We start from the raw sequence: 24,547 nt of genomic DNA, 5'->3' as shown, positions 1-24,547 counted from the left end.
ATAGAATCTAAGAATCACCGTTTTGTGTTAATTATTTATTATAAATGTCAATGAGCGGTTTTTTTGTTGTTAGGGTCTATTTCTAAAATAGTGACGGTTTTTACGCTTAAATATCAAAAAGATGAAAAGGCATCATTTGCCACGTAAATTAATTGTGCGAAGGTGAATATGTTCAATATGTGATCTGGTGCACGCTTTATCGTCAGTGTTTACGCGGTATTTGCAGTTTTGCATGATCGTTCACAGTTTGCCGAAAAGTAATAAATGTGGCCTGGAGAAAAATATTTAAACATTTATTCACTTTTTAGCTACTTATTGTTTGAAATCACGAAGCCGCACCGTATAATTTGACCGCTTTTTGATGCTTGACTCTAAGCCATAAAGAACGTTTTATACGACACGCGGCATACCTCGAAGGGAGCAGGAGTAAAAACGTGATGTCTATGTCGCTCTTGAGTCGAAACGTTGCTCGTAAGCTTTTGCTCACACAGCTTCTGGCGGTAATAGCAAGTGGATTGCTGTTTAGCCTCAAAGACCCTTTCTGGGGCATCTCCGCATTGTGCGGAGGATTGGCAGTGTTACTGCCTAATATGTTGTTTATGATATTTGCCTGGCGTCACCAGGCACATACACCAGCAAAGGGCCGAGTGGCCTGGTCGTTCGCTTTCGGCGAAGCCTTCAAGGTGTTAGCGATGCTGGTTTTGCTTGTGGTGGCGTTGGCGGTTTTGAAGGCGGTGTTCTTACCGCTGATCGTTACGTGGGTTTTGGTGCTGGTGGTTCAGATACTGGCACCGGCTGTAATTAACAACAAAGGGTAAAAGGCATCATGGCTTCTGAAAATATGACGCCGCAGGAATACATAGGGCACCATCTGAATAACCTTCAGTTGGACCTGCGTACTTTCTCGCTGGTAGATCCGCATAACCCCCCAGCCACCTTCTGGACGCTCAATATTGACTCCATGTTCTTCTCGGTGGTGCTGGGTCTGTTGTTCCTGCTTATGTTCCGTAGCGTGGCCAAAAAGGCAACCAGCGGCGTACCAGGGAAATTTCAGACCGCGATTGAGCTGGTAATCGGCTTTGTTCATGGCAGTGTCAAAGACATGTACCATGGCAAGAGCAAGGTTATAGCACCGCTTGCCCTGACGATCTTCGTCTGGGTCTTCCTGATGAACCTGATGGATTTACTGCCAATCGACCTGCTGCCGTATATTGCTGAGCATATACTGGGCCTGCCGGCGCTGCGCGTAGTTCCGTCTGCGGACGTAAACATCACCCTGTCGATGGCACTGGGCGTGTTTATCCTGATTCTGTTCTACAGCATCAAAATGAAAGGCATCGGCGGCTTCGCGAAAGAGTTGACGCTGCAGCCGTTCAATCACTGGGCGTTCATTCCTGTCAACTTAATCCTTGAAGGGGTAAGCCTGCTGTCCAAACCAGTTTCTCTTGGTCTGCGACTGTTCGGCAACATGTACGCTGGTGAGCTGATTTTCATTCTGATTGCTGGTCTGTTGCCGTGGTGGTCACAGTGGATTCTGAATGTGCCGTGGGCCATTTTCCACATACTGATTATCACGCTGCAAGCCTTCATCTTCATGGTTCTGACGATTGTCTATCTGTCGATGGCGTCTGAAGAGCATTAATTTACCAACACTACTACGTTTTAACTGAAACAAACTGGAGACTGTCATGGAAAACCTGAATATGGATCTGCTGTACATGGCTGCCGCTGTGATGATGGGTCTGGCGGCAATCGGTGCTGCGATCGGTATCGGCATCCTCGGGGGTAAATTCCTGGAAGGCGCAGCGCGTCAACCTGATCTGATTCCTCTGCTGCGTACTCAGTTCTTTATCGTTATGGGTCTGGTGGATGCTATCCCGATGATCGCTGTAGGTCTGGGTCTGTACGTGATGTTCGCTGTCGCGTAGTAAGCGTTGCTTGAATTAAGAGCAATATCAGAACGTTAACTAGATAGAGGCATTGTGCTGTGAATCTTAACGCAACAATCCTCGGCCAGGCCATCGCGTTTGTCCTGTTCGTTCTGTTCTGCATGAAGTACGTATGGCCGCCATTAATGGCAGCCATCGAAAAACGTCAAAAAGAAATTGCTGACGGTCTTGCTTCTGCTGAACGAGCACATAAGGATCTTGACCTTGCAAAGGCCAGCGCGACTGACCAGCTGAAAAAAGCGAAGGCGGAAGCTCAGGTAATTATCGAGCAGGCAAACAAACGCCGCGCTCAGATCCTGGACGAAGCTAAAACTGAAGCAGAGCAGGAACGTACTAAAATCGTGGCACAAGCGCAGGCGGAAATTGACGCCGAGCGTAAACGTGCTCGCGAAGAGCTGCGTAAGCAAGTTGCTGTCCTGGCTGTTGCTGGCGCCGAGAAGATCATCGAACGTTCCGTGGATGAAGCTGCTAATAGCGACATCGTGGACAAACTTGTCGCTGAACTGTAAGGAGGGAGGGGCTGATGTCTGAATTTATTACGGTAGCTCGCCCCTACGCCAAAGCAGCTTTTGACTTTGCCGTTGAGCACCAAAGCGTTGACCGTTGGCAGGATATGCTGACGTTTGCCGCTGAGGTGACGAAGAACGAACAAATGGCAGAGCTTCTCTCTGGCGCGCTGGCGCCGGAAACGCTCGCTGAGTCGTTTATCGCAATCTGCGGTGAGCAGTTAGACGAAAGCGGTCAAAACCTGATTAAGGTAATGGCTGAAAATAACCGTCTTAATGCGCTCCCGGATGTTCTTGAGCAGTTTATTCACCTGCGTGCAGCCAGTGAGGCTATCTCTGAGGTAGAAGTCACTTCTGCCAATGCACTGAGTGATGAACAGCTTACGAAGATTAGTGCAGCGATGGAAAAACGTCTGTCACGCAAAGTTAAGCTGAATTGCAAAATCGATAAGTCTGTAATGGCAGGCGTAATCATCCGTGCGGGTGATATGGTCATTGATGGCAGCGTACGCGGCCGTCTTGAGCGCCTTGCAGACGTCTTGCAGTCTTAAGGGGACTGGAGCATGCAACTGAATTCCACCGAAATCAGCGAACTGATCAAGCAGCGCATTGCTCAGTTCAGTGTTGTGAGTGAAGCTCACAACGAAGGTACTATTGTTTCTGTAAGTGACGGTGTTATCCGCATCCACGGTCTTGCTGACTGTATGCAGGGGGAAATGATCTCTCTGCCGGGTAACCGTTACGCTATCGCACTGAACCTGGAGCGCGACTCCGTAGGTGCAGTTGTGATGGGTCCATACGCTGACCTCGCCGAAGGCATGAAGGTTAAGTGTACGGGTCGTATTCTGGAAGTTCCGGTAGGCCGTGGCCTGCTGGGTCGTGTGGTGAACACGCTGGGTTCCCCAATTGACGGTAAAGGTCCGGTTGATAACGATGGCTTCTCGCCAATCGAAGTTATCGCACCAGGCGTAATCGAACGTCAGTCCGTAGATCAGCCGGTACAGACCGGTTATAAATCCGTTGATGCCATGATCCCAATCGGTCGTGGCCAGCGTGAGTTGATCATCGGTGACCGTCAGACCGGTAAAACCGCGATGGCAATCGATGCCATCATCAACCAGCGTGACTCCGGCATCAAATGCGTGTACGTGGCTATCGGCCAGAAAGCGTCCACCATTTCTAACGTGGTTCGTAAACTGGAAGAACACGGCGCACTGTCCAACACCATCGTTGTTGTGGCGACCGCGTCTGAATCTGCTGCACTGCAATACCTGGCACCTTATGCGGGTTGCGCAATGGGCGAATACTTCCGTGACCGCGGTGAAGATGCACTGATTGTTTATGATGACCTGTCCAAACAGGCTGTTGCTTACCGTCAGGTTTCCCTGCTGCTGCGTCGTCCACCAGGACGTGAAGCATTCCCGGGCGACGTATTTTACCTCCACTCCCGTCTGCTGGAACGCGCATCCCGCGTTAACGCGGAATACGTTGAGAAATTCACCAATGGTGAAGTTAAAGGTAAAACCGGCTCCCTGACCGCTCTGCCGATTATCGAAACCCAGGCGGGTGACGTTTCTGCGTTCGTTCCGACCAACGTAATTTCCATTACCGATGGTCAGATCTTCCTGGAAACCAACCTGTTCAACTCCGGTATTCGTCCGGCAGTTAACCCGGGTATCTCCGTATCCCGTGTAGGTGGTGCAGCGCAGACCAAGATCATCAAGAAACTGTCCGGTGGTATCCGTACCGCGCTGGCACAGTATCGTGAACTGGCAGCGTTTTCTCAGTTCGCTTCCGACCTTGACGAAGCTACGCGTAAGCAGCTGAGCCACGGTCAGAAAGTAACTGAACTGCTGAAGCAGAAACAGTATGCCCCAATGTCTGTTGCACAGCAGGGTGTGGTGCTGTTTGCGGCTGAACGCGGTTACCTCGAAGATGTGGAACTGGCGAAAATCGGTAGCTTCGAAGCCGCTCTGCTGGCTTACGTTGACCGTGATCACGCTCCGCTGATGCAAGAGATTAACCAGTCCGGTGGCTATAACGATGAAATCGAAGGCAAGCTGAAAGCTATCCTCGATTCCTTCAAAGCAACCCAGTCCTGGTAACGTCTGGCGGTCTGTCTTAGGACGGACCGCAAGGCATTGAGGAGAAGCTCATGGCCGGCGCAAAAGAGATACGTAGTAAGATCGCAAGCGTCCAGAACACGCAGAAGATCACTAAAGCGATGGAGATGGTCGCCGCTTCCAAAATGCGTAAATCGCAGGATCGCATGGCGGCCAGCCGTCCTTATGCAGAGACCATGCGCAAAGTGATTGGTCACCTTGCGAATGGTAATCTGGAATATAAGCACCCTTACCTGGAAGAACGCGACGTTAAGCGCGTGGGCTACCTGGTGGTGTCGACCGACCGTGGTCTGTGCGGTGGCTTGAACATTAACCTGTTTAAAAAGCTGCTGGCGGATATGAAAACATGGTCCGATAAAGGCGTTCAGTGCGACATCGCAATGATCGGCTCTAAGGGCGTGTCTTTCTTTAATTCCGTAGGCGGTAACGTGGTTGCTCAGGTAACCGGTATGGGGGATAACCCTTCCCTGTCCGAACTGATCGGCCCGGTTAAAGTGATGCTGCAGGCCTACGATGAAGGTCGTCTGGACAGACTGTACGTTGTCAGCAACAAATTTATTAACACCATGTCTCAGGTTCCGACTCTCACTCAGCTGCTGCCTTTACCGGCTTCAGAAGATGAAGAGTTAAAACAAAAAGCCTGGGATTACCTGTATGAACCAGACCCGAAACCGCTGCTGGATACCCTGCTGCGTCGTTACGTTGAATCTCAGGTTTATCAGGGCGTGGTAGAAAACCTGGCCAGCGAGCAGGCCGCACGTATGGTGGCGATGAAAGCCGCGACCGACAATGGCGGCAGCCTGATTAAAGAGCTGCAGTTGGTATACAACAAAGCTCGTCAGGCCAGCATTACTCAGGAACTCACCGAAATCGTCGGTGGTGCATCCGCGGTATAACCAGGTTAATTCGTAGAGGATTCAAGATGGCTACTGGAAAAATTGTCCAGGTAATCGGCGCCGTGGTTGACGTCGAATTCCCTCAGGATGCCGTACCGCGCGTGTACGATGCTCTTGAGGTTATGAATGGTAAAGAGAGCCTGGTGCTGGAAGTTCAGCAGCAGCTCGGCGGCGGTATCGTACGTACCATCGCCATGGGTTCTTCCGACGGTCTGCGTCGTGGTCTGGAAGTTAAAGACCTCGAGCACCCGATCGAAGTCCCGGTAGGTAAAGCAACTCTGGGTCGTATCATGAACGTCCTGGGTCACCCGATCGACATGAAAGGCGATATCGGTGAAGAAGAGCGTTGGGCTATCCACCGCGCAGCACCTTCCTACGAAGAGCTGTCCAGCTCTCAGGAACTGCTGGAAACCGGCATCAAAGTTATCGACCTGATGTGTCCGTTCGCTAAGGGCGGTAAAGTTGGTCTGTTCGGTGGTGCGGGTGTAGGTAAAACCGTAAACATGATGGAGCTTATTCGTAACATCGCGATTGAGCACTCCGGTTACTCTGTGTTTGCGGGCGTAGGTGAACGTACTCGTGAGGGTAACGACTTCTACCACGAAATGACCGACTCCAACGTTCTGGATAAAGTATCCCTGGTTTATGGCCAGATGAACGAGCCGCCGGGAAACCGTCTGCGCGTTGCGCTGACCGGTCTGACCATGGCTGAGAAATTCCGTGACGAAGGTCGTGACGTACTGCTGTTCGTCGATAACATCTATCGTTACACCCTGGCCGGTACGGAAGTATCCGCACTGCTGGGTCGTATGCCATCAGCGGTAGGTTACCAGCCGACCCTGGCGGAAGAGATGGGTGTTCTGCAGGAACGTATCACCTCCACCAAAACTGGTTCTATCACCTCCGTTCAGGCGGTATACGTACCTGCGGATGACTTGACTGACCCATCACCAGCAACCACCTTTGCTCACCTGGATGCAACCGTGGTACTGAGCCGTCAGATCGCTTCTCTGGGTATTTACCCGGCCGTTGATCCGCTGGACTCCACCAGCCGTCAGCTGGATCCGCTGGTTGTTGGTCAGGAACACTATGACACTGCGCGTGGCGTACAGTCCCTGCTGCAGCGTTATCAGGAACTGAAAGACATCATCGCCATCCTGGGTATGGATGAACTGTCTGAAGAAGATAAACTGGTGGTAGCTCGTGCGCGTAAGATCCAGCGCTTCCTGTCCCAGCCGTTCTTCGTTGCGGAAGTATTCACCGGTTCTCCGGGTAAATACGTTTCCCTGAAAGACACCATCCGTGGCTTTAAAGGCATCATGGAAGGCGAATACGACCACCTGCCAGAGCAGGCGTTCTACATGGTTGGTTCTATCGACGAAGCCGTAGAAAAAGCCAAAAAACTTTAACGCCTTAATCGGAGGGTGATATGGCAATGACTTACCACCTGGACGTCGTCAGCGCAGAGCAACAAATGTTCTCTGGTCTGGTCGAAAAAATCCAGGTAACGGGTAGTGAAGGTGAACTGGGTATTTTCCCGGGCCACGCACCGCTGCTCACCGCCATTAAGCCTGGTATGATCCGCATCGTTAAACAGTTCGGTCATGAAGAGTTTATCTATCTGTCCGGCGGCATTCTTGAAGTGCAGCCTGGCAACGTGACCGTACTGGCTGATACCGCGATTCGCGGTCAGGATCTCGATGAAGCGAGAGCCCTGGAAGCGAAACGCAAGGCTGAAGAGCATATTAAGAGCTCTCATGGTGACGTGGATTACGCTCAGGCATCTGCGGAACTGGCCAAAGCGATCGCGAAACTGCGCGTTATCGAGTTGACCAAAAAAGCGATGTAACACCGGCTTGAAAATACGAAAACCAGTCTGCTAGCAGGCTGGTTTTTTTTTGCCTGTGTTTTAGATATTTTGAAACTGAAAAGGTATTTTGATTTTATGTGATCTGCATCACATAACTATTGATCGATTAAAAAATGAAGCGTAGACTTGTTTTTGTGATATGGATCACATAATTAACTCAGATAAAAACAGGATACCAACATGAAATTGTTCAACAAAATCATCGCCCTTTTCAGCAGCATGGCCGTTTAGTCATACCTGTTGTTATGTGGCGCGATGCTTCACATCGTTGAGAGCAAGCGCCATTTATTTAGCTCCTTACCCTCTTGCTTGTGCACTCCTCCTCTCCCCCAATTCTTGTCTTCTCCATTTTTCTGCTTGTCACTGAATCATATATAAAAATCGTGCGTTGCTTACCCAATTCTTTATTCATGGGGCAAAAAAATAGCAAAAACATTAACCTAAGGCTTTAATAAGAGCATGCTCCTGGGTTTTTGGAGACAAAAGGCACCGATATAGTCGAAAATAGTGAGTTAATAGTTAGGGATTTTCCCCTATTGAACGTTTTATCTTCGGCCCATTTCATGATGAAAAAAATGTAGTATTTTCAATGTGAAAGGGTATAAATTCGTTCTCAAATGACAGTCAGGATGTGTATGTTGAATAATGCTATGAGCGTCGTGATCCTTGCCGCAGGCAAAGGTACACGTATGTATTCCGATCTTCCTAAAGTGCTGCACACTCTCGCAGGAAAAGCGATGGTGCAGCATGTTATTGATGCCGCTAATGAATTAGGCGCAACTCATGTACACCTGGTCTACGGGCATGGTGGTGATTTGCTTCAGCAGACGTTGAAAGATGGCAATCTGAACTGGGTTTTGCAGGCAGAACAACTGGGAACCGGTCATGCAATGCAGCAGGCTGCACCGTTCTTTAGTGATGACGAAGACATTTTAATGCTTTATGGCGATGTACCGTTAATCTCCACCGAAACGTTACGCCGCCTGCGCGATGCCAAACCTCAGGGTGGTATTGGCTTATTAACCGTAAAACTGGACGACCCAACCGGCTATGGGCGCATTACGCGTGATAACGGCAAAGTTACTGGTATCGTTGAGCACAAAGATGCGACCGACGAGCAACGCCAGATCCAGGAAATTAACACCGGCATCCTGATTGCCAATGGCGCTGATATGAAGCGCTGGTTGTCTAAACTGACCAACAACAACGTGCAGGGTGAATATTACATCACCGATATCATTGCGATGGCGTACCAGGAAGGGCGTGAAATTGCTGCGGTACATCCGGCACGTATTAGCGAAACCGAAGGGGTGAATAACCGTCTTCAGTTATCCCGTCTTGAACGTGTCTATCAGTCCGAACAAGCAGAGAAACTGCTGTTAGCAGGCGTTATGTTGCGCGATCCAGCACGTTTTGATCTTCGCGGTTCGCTTATTCACGGGCGCGATGTTGAAATTGATACTAACGTTATCATTGAAGGCAACGTAACCCTTGGCGATCGCGTCAAGATTGGTACTGGCTGCATTATCAAAAATAGCGTAATTGGCGATGGCTGTGAGCTTAGCCCGTACAGTGTGGTGGAAGATGCCCATCTGGAAGCGGCCTGTACTATCGGGCCTTTTGCGCGTCTGCGCCCTGGCGCTGAGCTGCTGGAAGGTGCGCACGTGGGTAACTTCGTCGAAATGAAAAAAGCGCGTCTGGGTAAAGGTTCTAAAGCGGGTCATCTGACGTATCTCGGCGACGCTGAAATTGGTGATAACGTGAATATTGGCGCGGGTACGATTACCTGTAACTACGATGGCGCTAATAAGTTTAAAACCATTATTGGCGATGATGTTTTTGTCGGTTCTGATACTCAGCTGGTGGCTCCCGTCACCGTGGGTAAAGGCGCGACGATCGCCGCCGGAACCACAGTGACGCGTAATATTGCTGATAACGAACTGGTATTAAGCCGTGTACCTCAGGTCCATAAACAGGGCTGGCAGCGTCCGGTGAAGAAGAAGTAATTTATTTTGCCGGATGGCGGCCTACGTGCGGTGACGTTCTGTAGGCCTTATAAGCGTGAGCGCCATCAGGCAGACAAGAGATGAGGGGATAATATAATCCTCCGCTCAACAAGCAGTACCTATAAAAATAACCCCACTCTCTACAAGGCTCGGGGCGCCCGGAATACGGGTATCAGGTTGACCGACAACGACAGGCACAATGCCTAAATTCGGAATCAAAAAATATGTGTGGAATTGTTGGCGCTATCGCGCAGCGTGATGTAGCTGAAATCCTTCTCGAAGGTTTACGTCGTCTGGAATATCGTGGTTATGACTCAGCCGGCCTGGCTGTTGTTGATGCTGAAGGTAACATGACCCGTCTGCGTCGTCTGGGTAAAGTACAGATGCTGACTGCTGCAGCGGAAGAACATCCGTTACACGGTGGTACGGGTATCGCCCACACCCGCTGGGCAACACACGGTGAACCTTCAGAAGCAAACGCGCATCCGCATGTTTCTGATCACATTGTGGTGGTGCATAACGGCATCATCGAAAACCATGAACCACTGCGTGAGCTGTTGAAAACGCGTGGCTACACCTTTGTTTCTGAAACCGACACCGAAGTGATTGCTCACCTGGTGCACTGGGAGCTGGAACAGGGCGGTACACTGCGTGAAGCGGTACTGCGTACTATTCCGCAACTGCGCGGTGCCTACGGCACGGTGATCATGGATACTCGTAACCCGGAAACCCTGCTGGCGGCACGTTCTGGTAGCCCGCTGGTGATTGGGCTGGGTATGGGTGAGAACTTTATCGCTTCCGATCAGCTGGCACTGCTGCCGGTAACCCGTCGCTTTATCTTCCTGGAAGAGGGCGACATCGCGGAAGTGACCCGTCGTTCGGTGTCAATTTTCGACAAGTCTGGCGCGGAAGTAAAACGTCAGGATATTGAATCTAATCTGCAATACGACGCGGGCGAAAAAGGTATTTATCGCCACTACATGCAGAAAGAGATCTATGAGCAACCGAACGCGATTAAAAATACGCTGACCGGGCGTATCAGTCATGGCGAAGTGGATTTAAGTGAGCTTGGCCCTAATGCCAACGCGTTGCTGTCTCAGGTTGAGCATATCCAGATTATTGCCTGCGGTACGTCATACAACTCAGGCATGGTGTCCCGTTACTGGTTTGAGTCGCTGGCCGGCATTCCCTGTGATGTGGAAATTGCTTCTGAGTTCCGTTATCGCAAATCCGCTGTGCGTCGTAACAGTCTGATGATTACCCTGTCTCAGTCCGGTGAAACGGCGGATACCCTGGCGGGTCTGCGCTTATCTAAAGAGCTGGGCTATCTGGGGTCGCTGGCAATCTGTAACGTTCCAGGCTCTTCTCTGGTACGTGAATCTGACCTGGCGATGATGACAAATGCCGGGACCGAAATCGGCGTGGCCTCCACGAAAGCATTTACCACCCAGCTGACAGTTCTGTTGATGCTGGTGGCGAAGCTGTCTCGTCTGAAAGGTGTGGATGCGTCTATTGAACAAGAGATTGTTCACGGGTTACAGGCGCTGCCGAGCCGTATTGAGCAGATGCTGTCACAGGACAAGCGTATTGCCGCACTGGCGGAAGACTTCTCTGACAAACACCATGCACTGTTCCTTGGTCGTGGCGATCAGTACCCCATTGCGCTGGAAGGCGCTCTGAAGCTGAAAGAGATTTCTTATATTCACGCAGAAGCGTATGCCGCTGGTGAGCTGAAGCACGGTCCGCTGGCGCTGATTGACGCGGATATGCCGGTTATCGTGGTTGCACCGAACAACGAGTTGCTGGAAAAACTGAAATCCAACATTGAAGAAGTACGTGCCCGTGGCGGCCAGTTGTACGTCTTCGCCGATCAGGATGCAGGATTTATCAGTAATGAAAATATGCACATCATCGAGATGCCGCATGTGGAAGAGGTGATTGCACCGATCTTCTATACTGTTCCGCTGCAATTGCTGGCGTATCACGTCGCGCTGATTAAAGGGACTGACGTGGATCAGCCGCGTAACCTGGCGAAGTCGGTTACCGTGGAATAAGCGATTCCTTGCTGAACTGAAAATGCCCTGCTCAAAGCGGGGCATTTTTTTAAACGTGTTCTGTTTTTAATCAATTATCCCGCCTGTTTTATGTGACAAACCGTCATCTTCAGCTACTGTTTTCAGTGTCATAAAAAGAAAATTTTGCCGAAATATGATTGTCATTTAATCTATTAACTTGCTGTTTTTATACTGTTTTTAATTGTTCCTCGCGCATTATTTTTCATTGTCATAAAACTGTCATATTTCGTACATTTAACTGTCACCTGTTTGTCCTATTTTGCTCACAGTAGCAACTCAAACAACAATTTACGAAAACCGTGCAGGAGACATTATGAAAGTTATGCGTACCACTGTCGCAACTGTTGTCGCCGCGACCTTATCTATGAGCGCGTTCTCTGCCTTTGCTGCAGCGAGCCTGACAGGTGCTGGTGCAACTTTTCCTGCGCCAGTGTATGCCAAATGGGCTGATACTTATCAGAAAGAGACCGGTAGCAAAGTAAACTACCAGGGTATCGGCTCCTCCGGTGGTGTAAAACAAATTACCGCAAATACCGTTGATTTCGGTGCATCTGATGCACCGTTATCTGACGAGAAGCTGGCTCAGGAAGGCCTGTTCCAGTTCCCGACAGTGATCGGCGGTGTGGTGCTGGCGGTGAATATCCCTGGCCTGAAGTCCGGTGAGCTGGTGCTTGACGGTAAAACCCTGGGCGATATCTACCTCGGCAAAATTAAGAAGTGGGATGATGAAGCCATCACCAAACTGAACCCGGGTCTGAAGCTGCCTTCTCAGAACATTGCCGTTGTGCGTCGTGCAGATGGTTCCGGTACCTCCTTCGTCTTCACCAGCTACCTGGCAAAAGTGAACGAAGAGTGGAAATCTAAAATTGGTGCAGGCTCTACCGTGAACTGGCCGACCGGTCTGGGCGGTAAAGGTAACGACGGTATCGCTGCGTTCGTACAGCGTCTGCCAGGCTCTATCGGCTACGTTGAGTACGCTTATGCTAAGCAGAACAATCTGGCATACACCAAACTGGTTTCTGCTGATGGCAAACCGGTAAGCCCGACAGAAGAAAACTTTGCCAATGCAGCGAAAGGCGCTGACTGGAGCAAAACCTTCGCTCAGGATCTGACTAACCAGAAAGGTGACAATGCGTGGCCAATCACTTCCACCACCTTCATCCTGGTTCACAAAGAGCAGAAGAAGCCTGAGCAGGGCGTTGAAGTGCTGAAGTTCTTTGACTGGGCGTACAAAAATGGCGGCAAACAGGCCAATGACCTGGATTACGCCAGCCTGCCAGACAGCGTGGTTGAGCAGATTCGTGCTGCATGGAAGACCAACGTGAAAGACAGCAGCGGTAAAGCGCTGTACTAAATACCCGTCATACTTCGAGCCGCAGCTGTGTTGGCTGTGCTTGTTCACCCCAGTCACATAGTGAATCTATGCTCCTGGGTATTCACAAGCTTGCCGCCTTGCTGCAACTCGAATTATTTAGGGTATGGCATTACGTTAGCCGGGAAGCACGATAAAATGCGTGCTTCCTGGCCCAAACTTAAAGAGTGATTTATGGCTGCAACCAAGCCTGCTTTTAACCCACCGGGTAAAAAGGGTGACATGATCTTCAGCGCGCTGGTAAAACTGGCTGCGCTGATTGTGCTATTGATGTTGGGTGGCATTATTGTCTCTCTGATCATCTCCTCCTGGCCAAGCATCCAGAAATTTGGTTTCTCATTCCTTTGGACCAAAGACTGGGATGCGCCAAATGATATCTACGGCGCACTGGTACCGATTTACGGTACGCTGGTCACCTCACTTATCGCACTGCTGATCGCCGTTCCGGTGAGTTTCGGCATTGCCTTGTTCCTGACGGAACTTGCACCTGGCTGGCTGAGACGCCCGCTGGGTATCGCGATTGAACTGCTGGCGGCGATCCCGAGTATCGTTTACGGCATGTGGGGTCTGTTTATCTTTGCCCCGCTGTTTGCGACGTATTTCCAGGAGCCGGTCGGTAATATTCTTTCCAACATTCCGTTTGTTGGCGCACTGTTTGCTGGCCCGGCATTTGGTATCGGTATTCTGGCTGCTGGCGTGATCCTCGCCATCATGATCATCCCGTACATTGCGGCGGTTATGCGTGATGTATTCGAGCAAACGCCGGTACTGATGAAAGAGTCAGCCTACGGTATTGGCTGTACTACCTGGGAAGTTATCTGGCGCATCGTCCTGCCGTTCACCAAAAACGGTGTGATTGGCGGCGTGATGCTGGGTCTGGGTCGCGCGCTGGGTGAAACCATGGCGGTGACCTTTATCATCGGTAACACCTACCAACTCGACAGCGCATCGCTGTATATGCCGGGCAACAGTATCACCTCTGCGCTGGCGAACGAATTTGCTGAAGCAGAATCGGGTCTGCATGTTGCGGCGCTGATGGAACTGGGTCTGATCCTGTTTGTGATCACCTTCATCGTGCTGGCAGCGTCTAAGTTCATGATCATGCGCCTTGCGAAAAACGAGGGGGCACGCTAATGGCTACGCTGGAAATGCAAAACACCACTGCACTGGCAGAATCACGCCGTAAAATGCAGGCGCGTCGCCGTCTGAAGAACCGCATTGCGCTGACGCTCTCGATGGCGACGATGGCATTTGGTCTGTTCTGGCTTATCTGGATCCTGATGTCCACGATTACCCGTGGCATTGACGGTATGTCGCTGGCACTGTTCACCGAAATGACCCCGCCGCCGAATACGGCGGGTGGTGGTCTGGCAAACGCGCTTGCCGGTAGCGGACTGTTAATTCTGTGGGCGACCGTGTTTGGTACACCGCTCGGTATTATGGCGGGCATCTACCTGGCGGAATACGGACGTAAGTCCTGGCTGGCTGAAGTCATCCGCTTTATCAACGACATCCTGCTGTCTGCACCATCGATTGTGGTCGGTCTGTTCGTTTACACCATCGTGGTAGCAAAAATGGAGCACTTCTCCGGCTGGGCGGGCGTGATTGCGCTGGCGCTGCTGCAGGTGCCCATTGTTATTCGTACCACGGAGAACATGCTCAAACTGGTGCCGGATAGCCTGCGTGAAGCCGCCTATGCGCTGGGTACGCCGAAATGGAAAATGATTTCTGCGATCACCCTGAAGGCGTCTGTGTCGGGCATTATTACCGGTATTCTGCTGGCAATTGCCCGTATCGCAGGTGAAACGGCTCCGCTGCTGTTTACGTCGCTCTCCAACCAGTTCTGGAGCACCGACATGATGCAGCCAATCGCCAACCTGCCGGTCACTATCTTTAAGTTTGCGATGAGCCCGTTTGCTGAGTGGCAGCAACTGGCCTGGGCCGGGGTACTGATTATTACCCTGTGCGTACTGCTGCTGAACATTCTGGCGCGCGTCATTTTCGCGAAGAAGAAACACGGTTAATTTTTACGGCGTGGCTGATGCGGCGCCGAATGAGGAAGAGATTGAAATGAGTATGGTTGATACTGCCCCAGGTAAGATTCAGGTTCGTGATTTGAACTTCTACTATGGCAAATTCCATGCCCTGAAGAACATCAACCTGGATATTGCTAAAAACCAGGTGACGGCGTTTATCGGGCCGTCAGGCTGTGGTAAATCGACGCTGCTGCGTACATTCAACAAAATGTTTGAACTGTACCCGGAGCAGCGTGCGGAAGGTGAAATCCTGCTGGATGGCGACAATATTCTCACCAATACCCAGGATATCGCGCTGCTGCGTGCCAAAGTGGGCATGGTATTCCAGAAGCCAACGCCGTTCCCGATGTCCATCTACGACAACATCGCGTTTGGCGTGCGTCTGTTTGAGAAGCTTTCCCGTGCTGATATGGACGAACGCGTGCAGTGGGCATTGACCAAGGCCGCATTGTGGAACGAAACCAAAGATAAATTACACCAGAGCGGGTACTCTCTCTCCGGTGGTCAGCAGCAGCGTCTGTGCATTGCGCGTGGTATCGCCATTCGCCCGGAAGTGCTTCTGCTTGATGAACCTTGTTCAGCGCTTGACCCGATCTCCACCGGGCGTATTGAAGAGCTGATCACTGAGCTGAAAGAGGATTACACCGTTGTTATCGTGACCCACAACATGCAGCAGGCTGCGCGTTGTTCCGATCACACGGCATTTATGTACCTGGGCGAGTTGATTGAGTTCAGCAACACGGACGATCTGTTCACCAAGCCCGCGAAGAAACAAACTGAAGATTACATCACCGGTCGTTACGGCTGATTCAGGAGCTTGTTGTGGATAACCTTAACCTAAATAAACATATTTCCGGCCAGTTCAACGCCGAACTGGAAAGCATCCGTACCCAGGTGATGACCATGGGCGGCATGGTTGAACAGCAGCTTTCTGATGCAATCACGGCGATGCACAACCAGGACAGCGAGCTGGCGAAGCGCGTCATTGAAGGCGATAAGAACGTCAACATGATGGAAGTGGCGATCGACGAAGCCTGCGTGCGTATCATCGCCAAGCGTCAGCCGACGGCGAGCGACCTGCGCCTGGTGATGGCGATTATCAAAACCATCGCTGAGCTGGAGCGTATTGGTGACGTCGCGGATAAAATTTGCCGCACCGCGCTGGAGAAGTTCTCGCAACAGCATCAGCCACTGCTGGTCAGTCTGGAGTCGCTGGGCCGTCACACCGTGCAGATGCTGCACGACGTGCTGGATGCGTTTGCGCGTATGGATCTCGACGAAGCGGTACGTATCTACCGTGAAGATAAGAAAGTCGACCAGGAATATGAAGGCATTGTGCGCCAGCTGATGACCTACATGATGGAAGATCCGCGCACCATTCCAAGCGTGCTGACCGCGCTGTTTTGCGCGCGCTCTATCGAGCGTATCGGTGACCGTTGCCAGAATATCTGCGAATACATCTTCTACTTCGTGAAGGGGCAGGATTTCCGTCACGTGGGCGGGGATGAGCTGGATAAGCTGCTGGCGGGCAAAGATCCGAAGGAATAAGCGGCTTGTTGCGTTCGCCGGGATCCCCCGGCGTCGCTATTGTAGGCCGGATAAGGCGTTACGCTGCATCCGGCATTCTACGCCATTCGCCTGATGGCGCTTTGCTTATCAGGCCTACTGTTTTAATCGACGATATCCCAACCCCGTGCTTTCCACAATTCCGGCAACTGTGCTAAATCGGTAAAGATCGTCACTTTAGGATGATCGATCGGCTTGTTGTGCGGATCGGCGCAGAAGTAGAACACTTCCATTCCCGCAGCAATACCCGCCTGCGCGCCTGCGCTGGAATCATCAACCAGGATACAGTTCTCAACGTTGACGTTCATCGCTTTCGCCGCATGGAACATCAGTGCCGGGTCGGGCTTCCAGCGCTGAATATCATAACCACTGAACAGTAAATCAGGAAAATGATGCAACATGCCCAGCTTACCCAATGAATGCTGCATTTTGCTGACCGGACCGTTAGACACCACGCACATTGGCACAGCCATGCTGTCCAGTAGCGTGTTCGCACCAGCGATGACTTCCAGCTCGGTATCGAACAGACGTGCGACCTCAGCGCGGTAAACCGGTTCTAACTCGGCTTTTGCCAGTTCGACACCGTGTTCTTCGTTAATAATGTCGATGATTTCGTAGAGCTTTACCCCCTTGAAGCGTTTAAACGTCTCTTCAAGATCGAGCGTAATGCCAAACGCCTGGAACATGCTGACATACGCGCGAGAACAAATCACTTCACTGTCGACAAGGGTACCGTCACAGTCAAAAAATACGGCTTCTATCTGGGACATGTCATTTCCATTTTAACAAGTTTAACGTTTTCGTAATGCATAATGGGGGTACGCAATCGTTGCCGTATAAGCAAAATCAATGAAAAAAGTTGCTCATAACCCAACCCTATTGTCGCATTTTGGTATAGGATAGCGACGAATTTTCCCTCCTTGTTCGGAAATTGATAATGAGTCAACAACACACAACCCAGGCTTCTGGCCAGGGGATGCTGGAACGCGTGTTCAAACTGCGCGAGCATGGCACGACGGCTCGGACCGAAGTGATCGCCGGTTTAACCACCTTCCTGACGATGGTGTATATCGTTTTTGTTAACCCGCAAATTCTTGGCGTGGCTGGCATGGATACCAGCGCCGTCTTTGTTACCACCTGTCTTATTGCGGCATTTGGTAGCATCCTGATGGGGCTGTTTGCCAACCTGCCGGTTGCGCTGGCACCTGCTATGGGTCTGAACGCATTCTTTGCCTTCGTGGTGGTCGGTGCGATGGGGCTGTCATGGCAGATTGGTATGGGCGCTATCTTCTGGGGCGCAATTGGTCTGCTGCTGCTGACGATTTTCCGCGTACGCTACTGGATGATTGCGAATATCCCGGTCAGTCTGCGCGTAGGCATCACCAGCGGTATTGGTCTGTTCATCGGCATGATGGGGCTGAAAAATGCCGGTGTTATCGTCGCCAACAAAGACACGCTGGTTTCCATTGGTAACCTGACGTCCCATAGTGTGCTGCTGGGGATTCTGGGTTTCTTTATCATCGCGATTCTGGCATCACGCAACATTCACGCGGCAGTGCTGATCTCCATCATTGTGACCACGCTGTTGGGTTGGATGTTGGGCGATGTGCATTACAGCGGGATCGTCTCCGCGCCGCCGAGCGTGATGTCTGTTATCGGGCATGTCGATCTGGCGGGTTCATTTAACATTGGCCTCGCGGGCGTTATTTTCTCGTTCATGCTGGTGAACCTGTTTGACTCTTCCGGTACGTTGATTGGCGTCACGGATAAAGCGGGTCTGGCGGATGCCAAGGGTAAGTTCCCGCGCATGAAGCAGGCACTGTTTGTCGATAGCGTGTCATCTGTTACCGGTGCATTTATCGGTACTTCTTCCGTTACCGCATACATTGAATCCTCTTCCGGGGTTTCTGTCGGTGGACGTACTGGTCTGACAGCCGTAGTTGTCGGTCTGCTGTTCCTGCTGGTTATCTTCCTGTCACCGTTGGCGGGAATGGTGCCGGGCTATGCCGCAGCGGGTGCGCTGATTTACGTGGGCGTATTGATGACGTCCAGCCTGTCGCGCGTGAAGTGGGATGATCTGACTGAAGCGGTTCCGGCGTTTATTACCGCCGTGATGATGCCGTTTAGCTTCTCCATCACTGAAGGTATCGCGCTGGGCTTTATTTCCTACTGTGTGATGAAAATTGGTACCGGACGTTTCCGCGATCTCAGCCCGTGCGTCATCGTTGTTGCGCTGCTGTTTGTGCTGAAGATTGTGTTTATCGACGCGCACTAATTGCTGTCTATTCGACCATAGAAAAACAAGCCCGGCATATCGCTGGGCTTTTTCTTTTACGCTTTTACGCGCTGAATATAATCCCCGAACGCGGTCAGCTGGCCGGTCAGATGGTCCAGCGTACTTTGGTCGATCACTTCGCCAGTCTGCGGGTCCACTTTATTCTGAATAACGCCGCCCATAAACTCTGGCTTGTTCATCACCATCGCATCGAGGAACACCAGAATTTGGCGCAGATGATACTGACAGCGTGCGCCACCAATAGCGCCCATTGAGCTGGTCTGGATTAGCACCGGTTTGCCTGATAATGGTTGATCGGGCAGACGAGACAACCAGTCGATGGCGTTTTTCAGCCCACCAGGAACAGAATAGTTGTATTCCGGCGTGACGATAACGACGCCGTCAGCCTTCCTGATTTGTTCCGCCAGCGCTTCTACACTTGCCGGAAACCCCTCTTCCTGCTGGAGGTCGGCATCGTACAGTGGGATATCCCCAATCGACGGTAACGCATTCACTTCCATCCCCGCGGGGGCAATTTTTGGCAGCGTGCGGGCAACCATTCCATTAAACGAACCCTTGCGCAGGCTCCCCAGTAACGTAACAACATTCAATGTTTCAGACATGGTTACTCCTGTTTCATCATGAAGGTTAAATCAAAGCGTATAGCTCTTCGCTGCGGATAATTGTGAAAACCGGATCAGGCGACCCGTTGGCTCATTCGCGCGGGTCTGGATATCAGGCAAGCTTTTCCAGTCTTGTTTACCATCAAACTCCCAAACCTGGAGTTTTTCAATGGTTGGCGTGACCGCGACCGACCACACCAGCACATCTTCGGCATCGCAAATGGCTTCTATCTGCGTAACGTGAGCACATCTCAGACGGCCCGCACCCGGTAATAGCTGGAGTTCACGTGGATCGTCATTGCACACGTCGCCAGTGAGCTTGAGAACGCTCTGGCGTAACGTAATGAGCTGGGCACGCGCTTCATTGGGGTCGTTTTGATTATTGATCCACAGGTTTTCGTTACTGGAAAAGCGGTAGGTTTCTGTGGCACTCGGGGTATGAAACCCGCGGGTCGCTCGCTGAAGCTCCATATCCAGGCCGCATGAACCTTCTGTGGTAAGCGCGACGCCGACGATATTCCCGGCATAGGAAATCGAAAAGCCTGGCAGGCTTTTATCGCGAAAGACGGGCTTACCTTTCGCCTCGGTAACAATCTCAGGCAATGTGCTGGTGCCGTAAAGCATAAACATCAGTTCAGCGAGAAGGCTTCGGGAGGCCAGAAAGCGTGTTCGGCGGTGAGTGGGTAGATTTCTTGCTTCAAAATGACATGGAGTAGGGAGACGAACTGAAACCAGGTGTCCCTCCGTAAGAATCCCTCTGGCAAAATGTGTCGCCATTTTTCGCTCCGTGATTAATGGTCCGTGATTATTATCAGAGTAACATTTACGCGGCTTCCAGGCAGGCTTTACTGCCCAAAAAGTAAACGGAATTGGGATACATTACGCGACATTTACATTTCCACCGCCAGGGAGGTCAATAAAACAACAATATAGCAAAGGATCTTCATGACATCTCGCGGTAGAGTGCCTTGATCGTCTCTTTCAGCCATACGATCTTAGGATTGTGGCTGTTGCGTTTATGCCAAAGGAGGGTGAACGGTACGCGCATTTTTTCCAGTTGCGCAGCATCAAAAGGCATAGGACGTGCCACCAGCGGAAGCTGGTGGAGTTGGTTGTAACGCTGACAATAGACCGGGGCGGTGGCTATCAATGCATGATCGGGCTGCGCGGCCATAAACAGCGACTGCTCAAAGCCCGGCAGACACAATGCGATGTTACGCGCACGCCCCATCTCCTGAAGCACATCGTCCAGCGCCCAGGTGTCGCTCTGCTCCCAGCTAATGCTGATATGGGGATAGCGCAGGAATGTTTCCAGATTCCACTCTTCCTGCAATGCCGGATGGTCTTCACGTAACCAGACGCAGGGGAGATCGGAAAACAGGACCTCGTGGTCTATCGATAACGGTAGCAGACTCAGCAATTCACGCGAGCGCGGGTGACTTTCACGCCCGGTAAAGCCGATATCGACCTCGCCACGGATAATGGCATCCAGCGAGTCGTAATCCCAGTTGCGCACTTTGATCGTTGCCTGTGGATAACGCTGGTAGATCTGTTGGGAGAGCGCGTTAAACATGATCATCACCAGCGGCGTTTCAGCCACCAAATCAAACTTCAGCCCACGTGGTGCTTCATGGTGCGGCTTATCGAGCAATTGATTGCCCATCTGCATCCACTCCGCCAGGCTCTGTTCCATGTTGAGCATCAGCGGTGTTGGCGTTAGCCCCAGCGGGGTGTTAACAAACAACGGATCGTCAAACCAGGCTCTTAGCTTCGACAGCGATTTGCTGACCGCCGACGGCGTGACGTTCATCCGTTTGGCGGTTTTAGTGACGCTGCGTTCCTGCATCAACAACTGCAGGCAGAGCAGCAAATTAAGATCGAGACTGCTGAGGGATTTCTTCATGAGTTGGTGTGGACCGGTTTGGTGCAACAGTGATAATCAGCATGATGCTCACTATGCTACAGCCAATCAGAATCCCGATCAGCATATTCAGCGCATCGAGCCCAAGGATGGCGGCCAACCAAATCCATAACGATGAGCCGCAAACCTGGGCAATGCCTAATGCTGAGCTGGCGACACCTGCGCGCAGCGAGAATGGCCCCAGCGCCTGGCTCATGGCGACGCCGAAACCGACCGAGAATCCGGCGCAGATTAAGGTTAACCCGAACAACGTTACCGCGTGCGTACTGGCAAGGATTAACACGATGCCCGCAGCCAGGAACAATACCTGTGAAGTCAGCATCAGGATGCGGGGCTTAAAAATGCTCAGTGCGAATGGCGTAGAGAAAGAGACCGCCATACTGATGCCTGCGGTCATCGCCATCGTGGTGGCGTATTCACCGCGGTCAAAACCCATCACCTCCATCAGCAGCACCGGAGAGGTATTCACAAAGGTCAGGATTACCGACACGCTGAGGGTGGTAATGGCCAGACGGCTTAAGAAAAAACGGTTTACCAGCGATTCTGCGCGATCATCGCTTTGCGTTGAGGTCGAGAGCGTCGCTGGGCGCGATTCTCGCAGGATAAACACCGACAGCAGGCAAACGACCACGCCCATGCCCATCATCGTGTAGAACAGGCTCTGCCAGGGGTATTTGAGCATAATCAGATGCCCCATCACTGGAGCCAGCACCGGTACGATACAAGTGATACCGTTTAGCAGCGACAGCACCTTCGCACGGCGGCGATCGTCGAGAGTATCGCGCAGGATGGCGAAGGCCACCACGTAGCAGCAACCTGCCCCGACGCCCTGAATAAAACGACCGACCAGGAACGGCGTTCCGCTCTCGGCGAATGAACATAAGGCCGAGGCGATAATAAAGATCACCGCACCAACAATGGCGACCGGTTTACGACCCGACTGGTCGGCAATTTTACCGGCGAACAACATCGCCGTCGCCATCCCTGCCAGGTAGACCGAAAACGCGATATGCAACTGAGCCTCGCTGGCTTGTAAATCGGCAGCAATACGGGGCAATCCCACCAGATACATATCAATACCGGCGGGATAAAGGAGAACCAGGGCAAAACTGCAGATTAGAAAGCGTGTCATAGCGACCTCATGAGGAAAGTGGCGCTAAGCATACGGGGAGAGAGTCAACTGCACGAGTTGCCATTTGGACAACAGTGATTTCCTGTTAGGAAAACATTATTAATTCGGAATGTATTTATATTGGTTAAAAAATGTGCGAGGTAAGATGAACTAAATATAGCCATATAAAGTGAAAGGGATTGGCGTGGAAATTATTGGTGATAATACTTGTGTTACGAGTATAAACCCGAAAGGAAAAATCGTTTACTGTCGTGGAGAGCAGCATAAATACTGGCTTGAACTACAGTTTGTCGATGAGAACAACATTCCTGTATGCGGACTTAATGTCAGGCTGGAATATCGTCCGCTGACATCATCAGTGTGGCATCTGCGTGAAAATAGCTACAGCCCAACGCCTCCCTCCAACCCTCCGGCGGGCGTTACCGACAATCAGGGATTGGTCCGGTTTGATAATCTTTACTGGATAACTGTAGACGTTAAGACGGATGGGCAGCAACTGGCTGACGAGATGACACTGCGGCCACTGGGCGTCAGGCGTAATCCTAACAGCCAGCCAGAGTGTAAAAATATGTTCTGGTCGGGCTTCCGTGACAATAGCTGGCGATCAAATGTACAGGAAATAACAGAAGCGGCTAATCATGTGTATCACTATGTCACTATCGGGGAGTTATGCGACCGCCTGCCGTTGATTGAAGGCTGGGATGAACCGGAGCCTCCGGAATTCCATTTCCCACCGAACCGCTCCTTGAAGGGGACGGAGATCCCCTGTGCGCTGCTGGAAAAAAGACACGTTATTGAAACCTGCCCATTTCGGGCATGGGTATTGGCATTGCACGATACAAAAGACTATGACCTTGCCAACGCACTGAATCTCGGCATTATGGCTGACCTGGTTTATGCGGCAGAAAAAGATAATAAAACTATCAACTATTTCTTCCGGAATAAGTGTCAGGATCTATCATGCATTCCTCAGTTTGCTGAATTTCCTTCCTGGTACCACACGCTGGCGGTCGATGTCCCTTTTCATGAGCGCTATCTCCCACCAGTGTATCTGAGCTCGAAAGATAGCGATCAACCGGAGGGGGATACCCGGCTCTTTACGGTGGAATGTGGCACGCATGTGCTGGTTGCATGGTGCGGGACTGATAGTCTGTTGAATGTGCTAACTGATTTATCATTTGCACCAAAACGTTGTTTGCCGGAACTGGCCGGGGCGGGAAATGTTCATGGAGGATTTCTGGAGGCTTATGAGCTGGCCAAACGGAAATTTGAGGATAATTTGAATGCGGTTAATCGGGCTTTAGAACAAGAAACGAAGACGCTATTTATTTGTGGTCACAGCTTGGGGGGGGCTTTGGCATTACTTTATGCTGCCGAGATGAAAGTCAGTCAACCCATACTGTATACCTACGGAATGCCGCGTACATTTACCCGTGAGGCCATATCTTTTCTGGACAGCATTACCCATTACCGGCACGTCAACGACAATGACTCAATTACACAAATCCCTCCGGATGCTGATTTGGATAACGCTTTTTATAAGAAATGGGGACTGCTGGGAGACAAGCTGGGGTTTGACTGGTCACTGACGACGGCTGCCGGTCTTGGGGGCGCAGTGCGGGATCTGGCGTATCAGTCTGTGGGACTTGTAGATAAAAAAGCTCCTTACTGGCATCACGGTAAAACGGTGGTTTTTTTCCGGGCTGAGCAGTGTTCAATGCGGGTTGCCAGCCCGAACCACAAAACTCTACTTGATGGACAGATCTACACGCGCCATTTTGTGGGGGTGAAACTATATCTGGTTCCTTCTCTGAATGATGAATGTCTGAAATCTGGCGGTAAGCATCAGGAAACGTTCATCCAGTGCCTCGCACCGCATGCTCTGACAAAGACCTTTCCGAAAAATACCAATCCAACGCTGAACGGTTTAGGTACGGACCCGCAAAACCATTCGATGGCGCACCGCTATTTGCCCTACATCCATAATCAACTGCTTGAACTGGCAAATCCGGAGCTAAAGATGAGAAGAAAAGAAATGCGGATGCGCTTTCGCGATGAGGTTGAGAAAAGTGCATTCAGTAACGGGCAGCCGGATGAGATCCAGCGTAACCGTGAATTTCTGATGCTTCAGGATTTACTGCCGATAGCCCTGCAACTCACGGAGTCTGATGAAATTGGCCGCAATGCCCTGACCCGT

23 protein-coding genes are annotated in these 24,547 nt (G+C 51.3%); 18 read left to right on the top strand and 5 right to left on the bottom strand.

Annotation, left to right across the window (positions count from 1 at the left end):
* Nucleotides 1-437: 437 nt before the first annotated feature.
* From atpI to phoU, 16 genes are all read left to right on the top strand, one after another.
* Nucleotides 438-818 carry a F0F1 ATP synthase subunit I gene (gene atpI, locus FDX19_RS01385; protein ID WP_045449005.1) on the top strand — a complete coding sequence of 127 codons (381 nt, stop codon included), beginning with the start codon at nucleotides 438-440 and terminating at the stop codon, nucleotides 816-818.
* 8 nt (nucleotides 819-826) lie between these two features.
* The gene (gene atpB / locus FDX19_RS01380; RefSeq protein ID WP_005121454.1) at nucleotides 827-1,642 is read left to right on the top strand and encodes a F0F1 ATP synthase subunit A; all 816 of its coding nucleotides are present in this window, start codon (nucleotides 827-829) and stop codon (nucleotides 1,640-1,642) included.
* 46 nt (nucleotides 1,643-1,688) lie between these two features.
* Nucleotides 1,689-1,928 carry a F0F1 ATP synthase subunit C gene (gene atpE / locus FDX19_RS01375; RefSeq protein ID WP_000429386.1) on the top strand — a complete coding sequence of 80 codons (240 nt, stop codon included), beginning with the start codon at nucleotides 1,689-1,691 and terminating at the stop codon, nucleotides 1,926-1,928.
* A gap of 59 nt (nucleotides 1,929-1,987) precedes the next feature.
* Complete coding sequence (atpF, locus tag FDX19_RS01370; RefSeq protein ID WP_040232304.1) at nucleotides 1,988-2,458, top strand: F0F1 ATP synthase subunit B; 471 nt, start codon at nucleotides 1,988-1,990, stop codon at nucleotides 2,456-2,458.
* A gap of 14 nt (nucleotides 2,459-2,472) precedes the next feature.
* Complete coding sequence (atpH, locus tag FDX19_RS01365) at nucleotides 2,473-3,006, top strand: F0F1 ATP synthase subunit delta (RefSeq protein WP_005121457.1); 534 nt, start codon at nucleotides 2,473-2,475, stop codon at nucleotides 3,004-3,006.
* 12 nt (nucleotides 3,007-3,018) lie between these two features.
* Nucleotides 3,019-4,560, top strand: a complete 1,542-nt coding sequence (atpA, locus tag FDX19_RS01360) for a F0F1 ATP synthase subunit alpha (protein WP_003827026.1) — start codon at nucleotides 3,019-3,021, stop codon at nucleotides 4,558-4,560.
* 50 nt (nucleotides 4,561-4,610) lie between these two features.
* Nucleotides 4,611-5,474 (top strand): F0F1 ATP synthase subunit gamma, encoded by an 864-nt coding sequence (gene atpG / locus FDX19_RS01355; RefSeq protein ID WP_005121458.1) that lies wholly within the window; start codon nucleotides 4,611-4,613, stop codon nucleotides 5,472-5,474.
* A gap of 26 nt (nucleotides 5,475-5,500) precedes the next feature.
* Nucleotides 5,501-6,883 (top strand): F0F1 ATP synthase subunit beta, encoded by a 1,383-nt coding sequence (gene atpD / locus FDX19_RS01350; protein ID WP_003023806.1) that lies wholly within the window; start codon nucleotides 5,501-5,503, stop codon nucleotides 6,881-6,883.
* Between the two features lie 20 nt (nucleotides 6,884-6,903).
* The gene (locus tag FDX19_RS01345; protein WP_005121460.1) at nucleotides 6,904-7,323 is read left to right on the top strand and encodes a F0F1 ATP synthase subunit epsilon; all 420 of its coding nucleotides are present in this window, start codon (nucleotides 6,904-6,906) and stop codon (nucleotides 7,321-7,323) included.
* A 656-nt stretch (nucleotides 7,324-7,979) separates the two neighbouring features.
* Nucleotides 7,980-9,350, top strand: coding sequence for a bifunctional UDP-N-acetylglucosamine diphosphorylase/glucosamine-1-phosphate N-acetyltransferase GlmU (glmU, locus tag FDX19_RS01340; protein WP_137381313.1), 1,371 nt, complete (start codon nucleotides 7,980-7,982; stop codon nucleotides 9,348-9,350).
* Between the two features lie 224 nt (nucleotides 9,351-9,574).
* Nucleotides 9,575-11,404, top strand: a complete 1,830-nt coding sequence (gene glmS / locus FDX19_RS01335; protein ID WP_137381312.1) for a glutamine--fructose-6-phosphate transaminase (isomerizing) — start codon at nucleotides 9,575-9,577, stop codon at nucleotides 11,402-11,404.
* Between the two features lie 334 nt (nucleotides 11,405-11,738).
* A complete protein-coding gene (pstS, locus tag FDX19_RS01330; RefSeq protein WP_005121464.1) occupies nucleotides 11,739-12,779 on the top strand; it encodes a phosphate ABC transporter substrate-binding protein PstS in 1,041 nt (346 codons plus the stop codon).
* Nucleotides 12,780-12,971: 192 nt separating this feature from the next.
* Nucleotides 12,972-13,931 carry a phosphate ABC transporter permease PstC gene (gene pstC / locus FDX19_RS01325; RefSeq protein WP_048213782.1) on the top strand — a complete coding sequence of 320 codons (960 nt, stop codon included), beginning with the start codon at nucleotides 12,972-12,974 and terminating at the stop codon, nucleotides 13,929-13,931.
* Nucleotides 13,931-14,821: a phosphate ABC transporter permease PstA gene (gene pstA / locus FDX19_RS01320; RefSeq protein WP_048213781.1), complete on the top strand. Its 891-nt coding sequence runs from the start codon at nucleotides 13,931-13,933 to the stop codon at nucleotides 14,819-14,821. Before pstC ends, pstA begins: the two co-directional genes overlap by 1 nt.
* A 46-nt stretch (nucleotides 14,822-14,867) precedes the next feature.
* On the top strand, nucleotides 14,868-15,641 hold the full coding sequence (gene pstB / locus FDX19_RS01315) for a phosphate ABC transporter ATP-binding protein PstB (RefSeq protein WP_003023821.1): 774 nt from the start codon (nucleotides 14,868-14,870) through the stop codon (nucleotides 15,639-15,641).
* 14 nt (nucleotides 15,642-15,655) lie between these two features.
* Nucleotides 15,656-16,381 (top strand): phosphate signaling complex protein PhoU, encoded by a 726-nt coding sequence (phoU, locus tag FDX19_RS01310; protein ID WP_003023824.1) that lies wholly within the window; start codon nucleotides 15,656-15,658, stop codon nucleotides 16,379-16,381.
* 122 nt (nucleotides 16,382-16,503) lie between these two features.
* On the opposite strand, the gene yieH is transcribed toward phoU, so the two are convergent.
* Entirely contained in the window at nucleotides 16,504-17,169 is a 666-nt protein-coding gene (gene yieH / locus FDX19_RS01305; protein ID WP_137381311.1) for a 6-phosphogluconate phosphatase, read from the bottom strand.
* A 167-nt stretch (nucleotides 17,170-17,336) separates the two neighbouring features.
* Between yieH and adeP the strand changes: the two genes are divergently transcribed.
* Entirely contained in the window at nucleotides 17,337-18,674 is a 1,338-nt protein-coding gene (adeP, locus tag FDX19_RS01300) for an adenine permease AdeP (RefSeq protein WP_048213779.1), read from the top strand.
* A gap of 56 nt (nucleotides 18,675-18,730) precedes the next feature.
* Here the strand turns inward: adeP and FDX19_RS01295 are convergent, their stop codons facing one another.
* The 4 genes from FDX19_RS01295 to FDX19_RS01280 all read right to left on the bottom strand — a co-directional run bounded on the left by FDX19_RS01295 (nucleotide 18,731) and on the right by FDX19_RS01280 (nucleotide 22,350).
* A complete protein-coding gene (locus tag FDX19_RS01295) occupies nucleotides 18,731-19,297 on the bottom strand; it encodes an NADPH-dependent FMN reductase (protein WP_003827046.1) in 567 nt (188 codons plus the stop codon).
* Nucleotides 19,298-19,327: 30 nt separating this feature from the next.
* A complete protein-coding gene (locus tag FDX19_RS01290; RefSeq protein WP_137381310.1) occupies nucleotides 19,328-20,074 on the bottom strand; it encodes a 4'-phosphopantetheinyl transferase superfamily protein in 747 nt (248 codons plus the stop codon).
* Nucleotides 20,075-20,240: 166 nt separating this feature from the next.
* A complete protein-coding gene (gene yidZ / locus FDX19_RS01285; protein ID WP_101742130.1) occupies nucleotides 20,241-21,200 on the bottom strand; it encodes an HTH-type transcriptional regulator YidZ in 960 nt (319 codons plus the stop codon).
* A complete protein-coding gene (locus FDX19_RS01280) occupies nucleotides 21,169-22,350 on the bottom strand; it encodes an MFS transporter (protein WP_137381309.1) in 1,182 nt (393 codons plus the stop codon). The genes yidZ and FDX19_RS01280 overlap by 32 nt, the downstream gene beginning before the upstream one ends.
* A gap of 184 nt (nucleotides 22,351-22,534) precedes the next feature.
* On the opposite strand from FDX19_RS01280, the gene FDX19_RS01275 reads away from it, so the two are divergent.
* Nucleotides 22,535-24,547, top strand: a 2,013-nt coding sequence (locus FDX19_RS01275) for a lipase family protein (protein ID WP_137381325.1), incomplete at its 3' end; no start/stop codon positions are given.

Source organism: Citrobacter sp. wls619 (assembly GCF_005281345.1).
Lineage (GTDB): Bacteria > Pseudomonadota > Gammaproteobacteria > Enterobacterales > Enterobacteriaceae > Citrobacter.
This window is presented reverse-complemented; position numbering and strand designations above follow the sequence as displayed.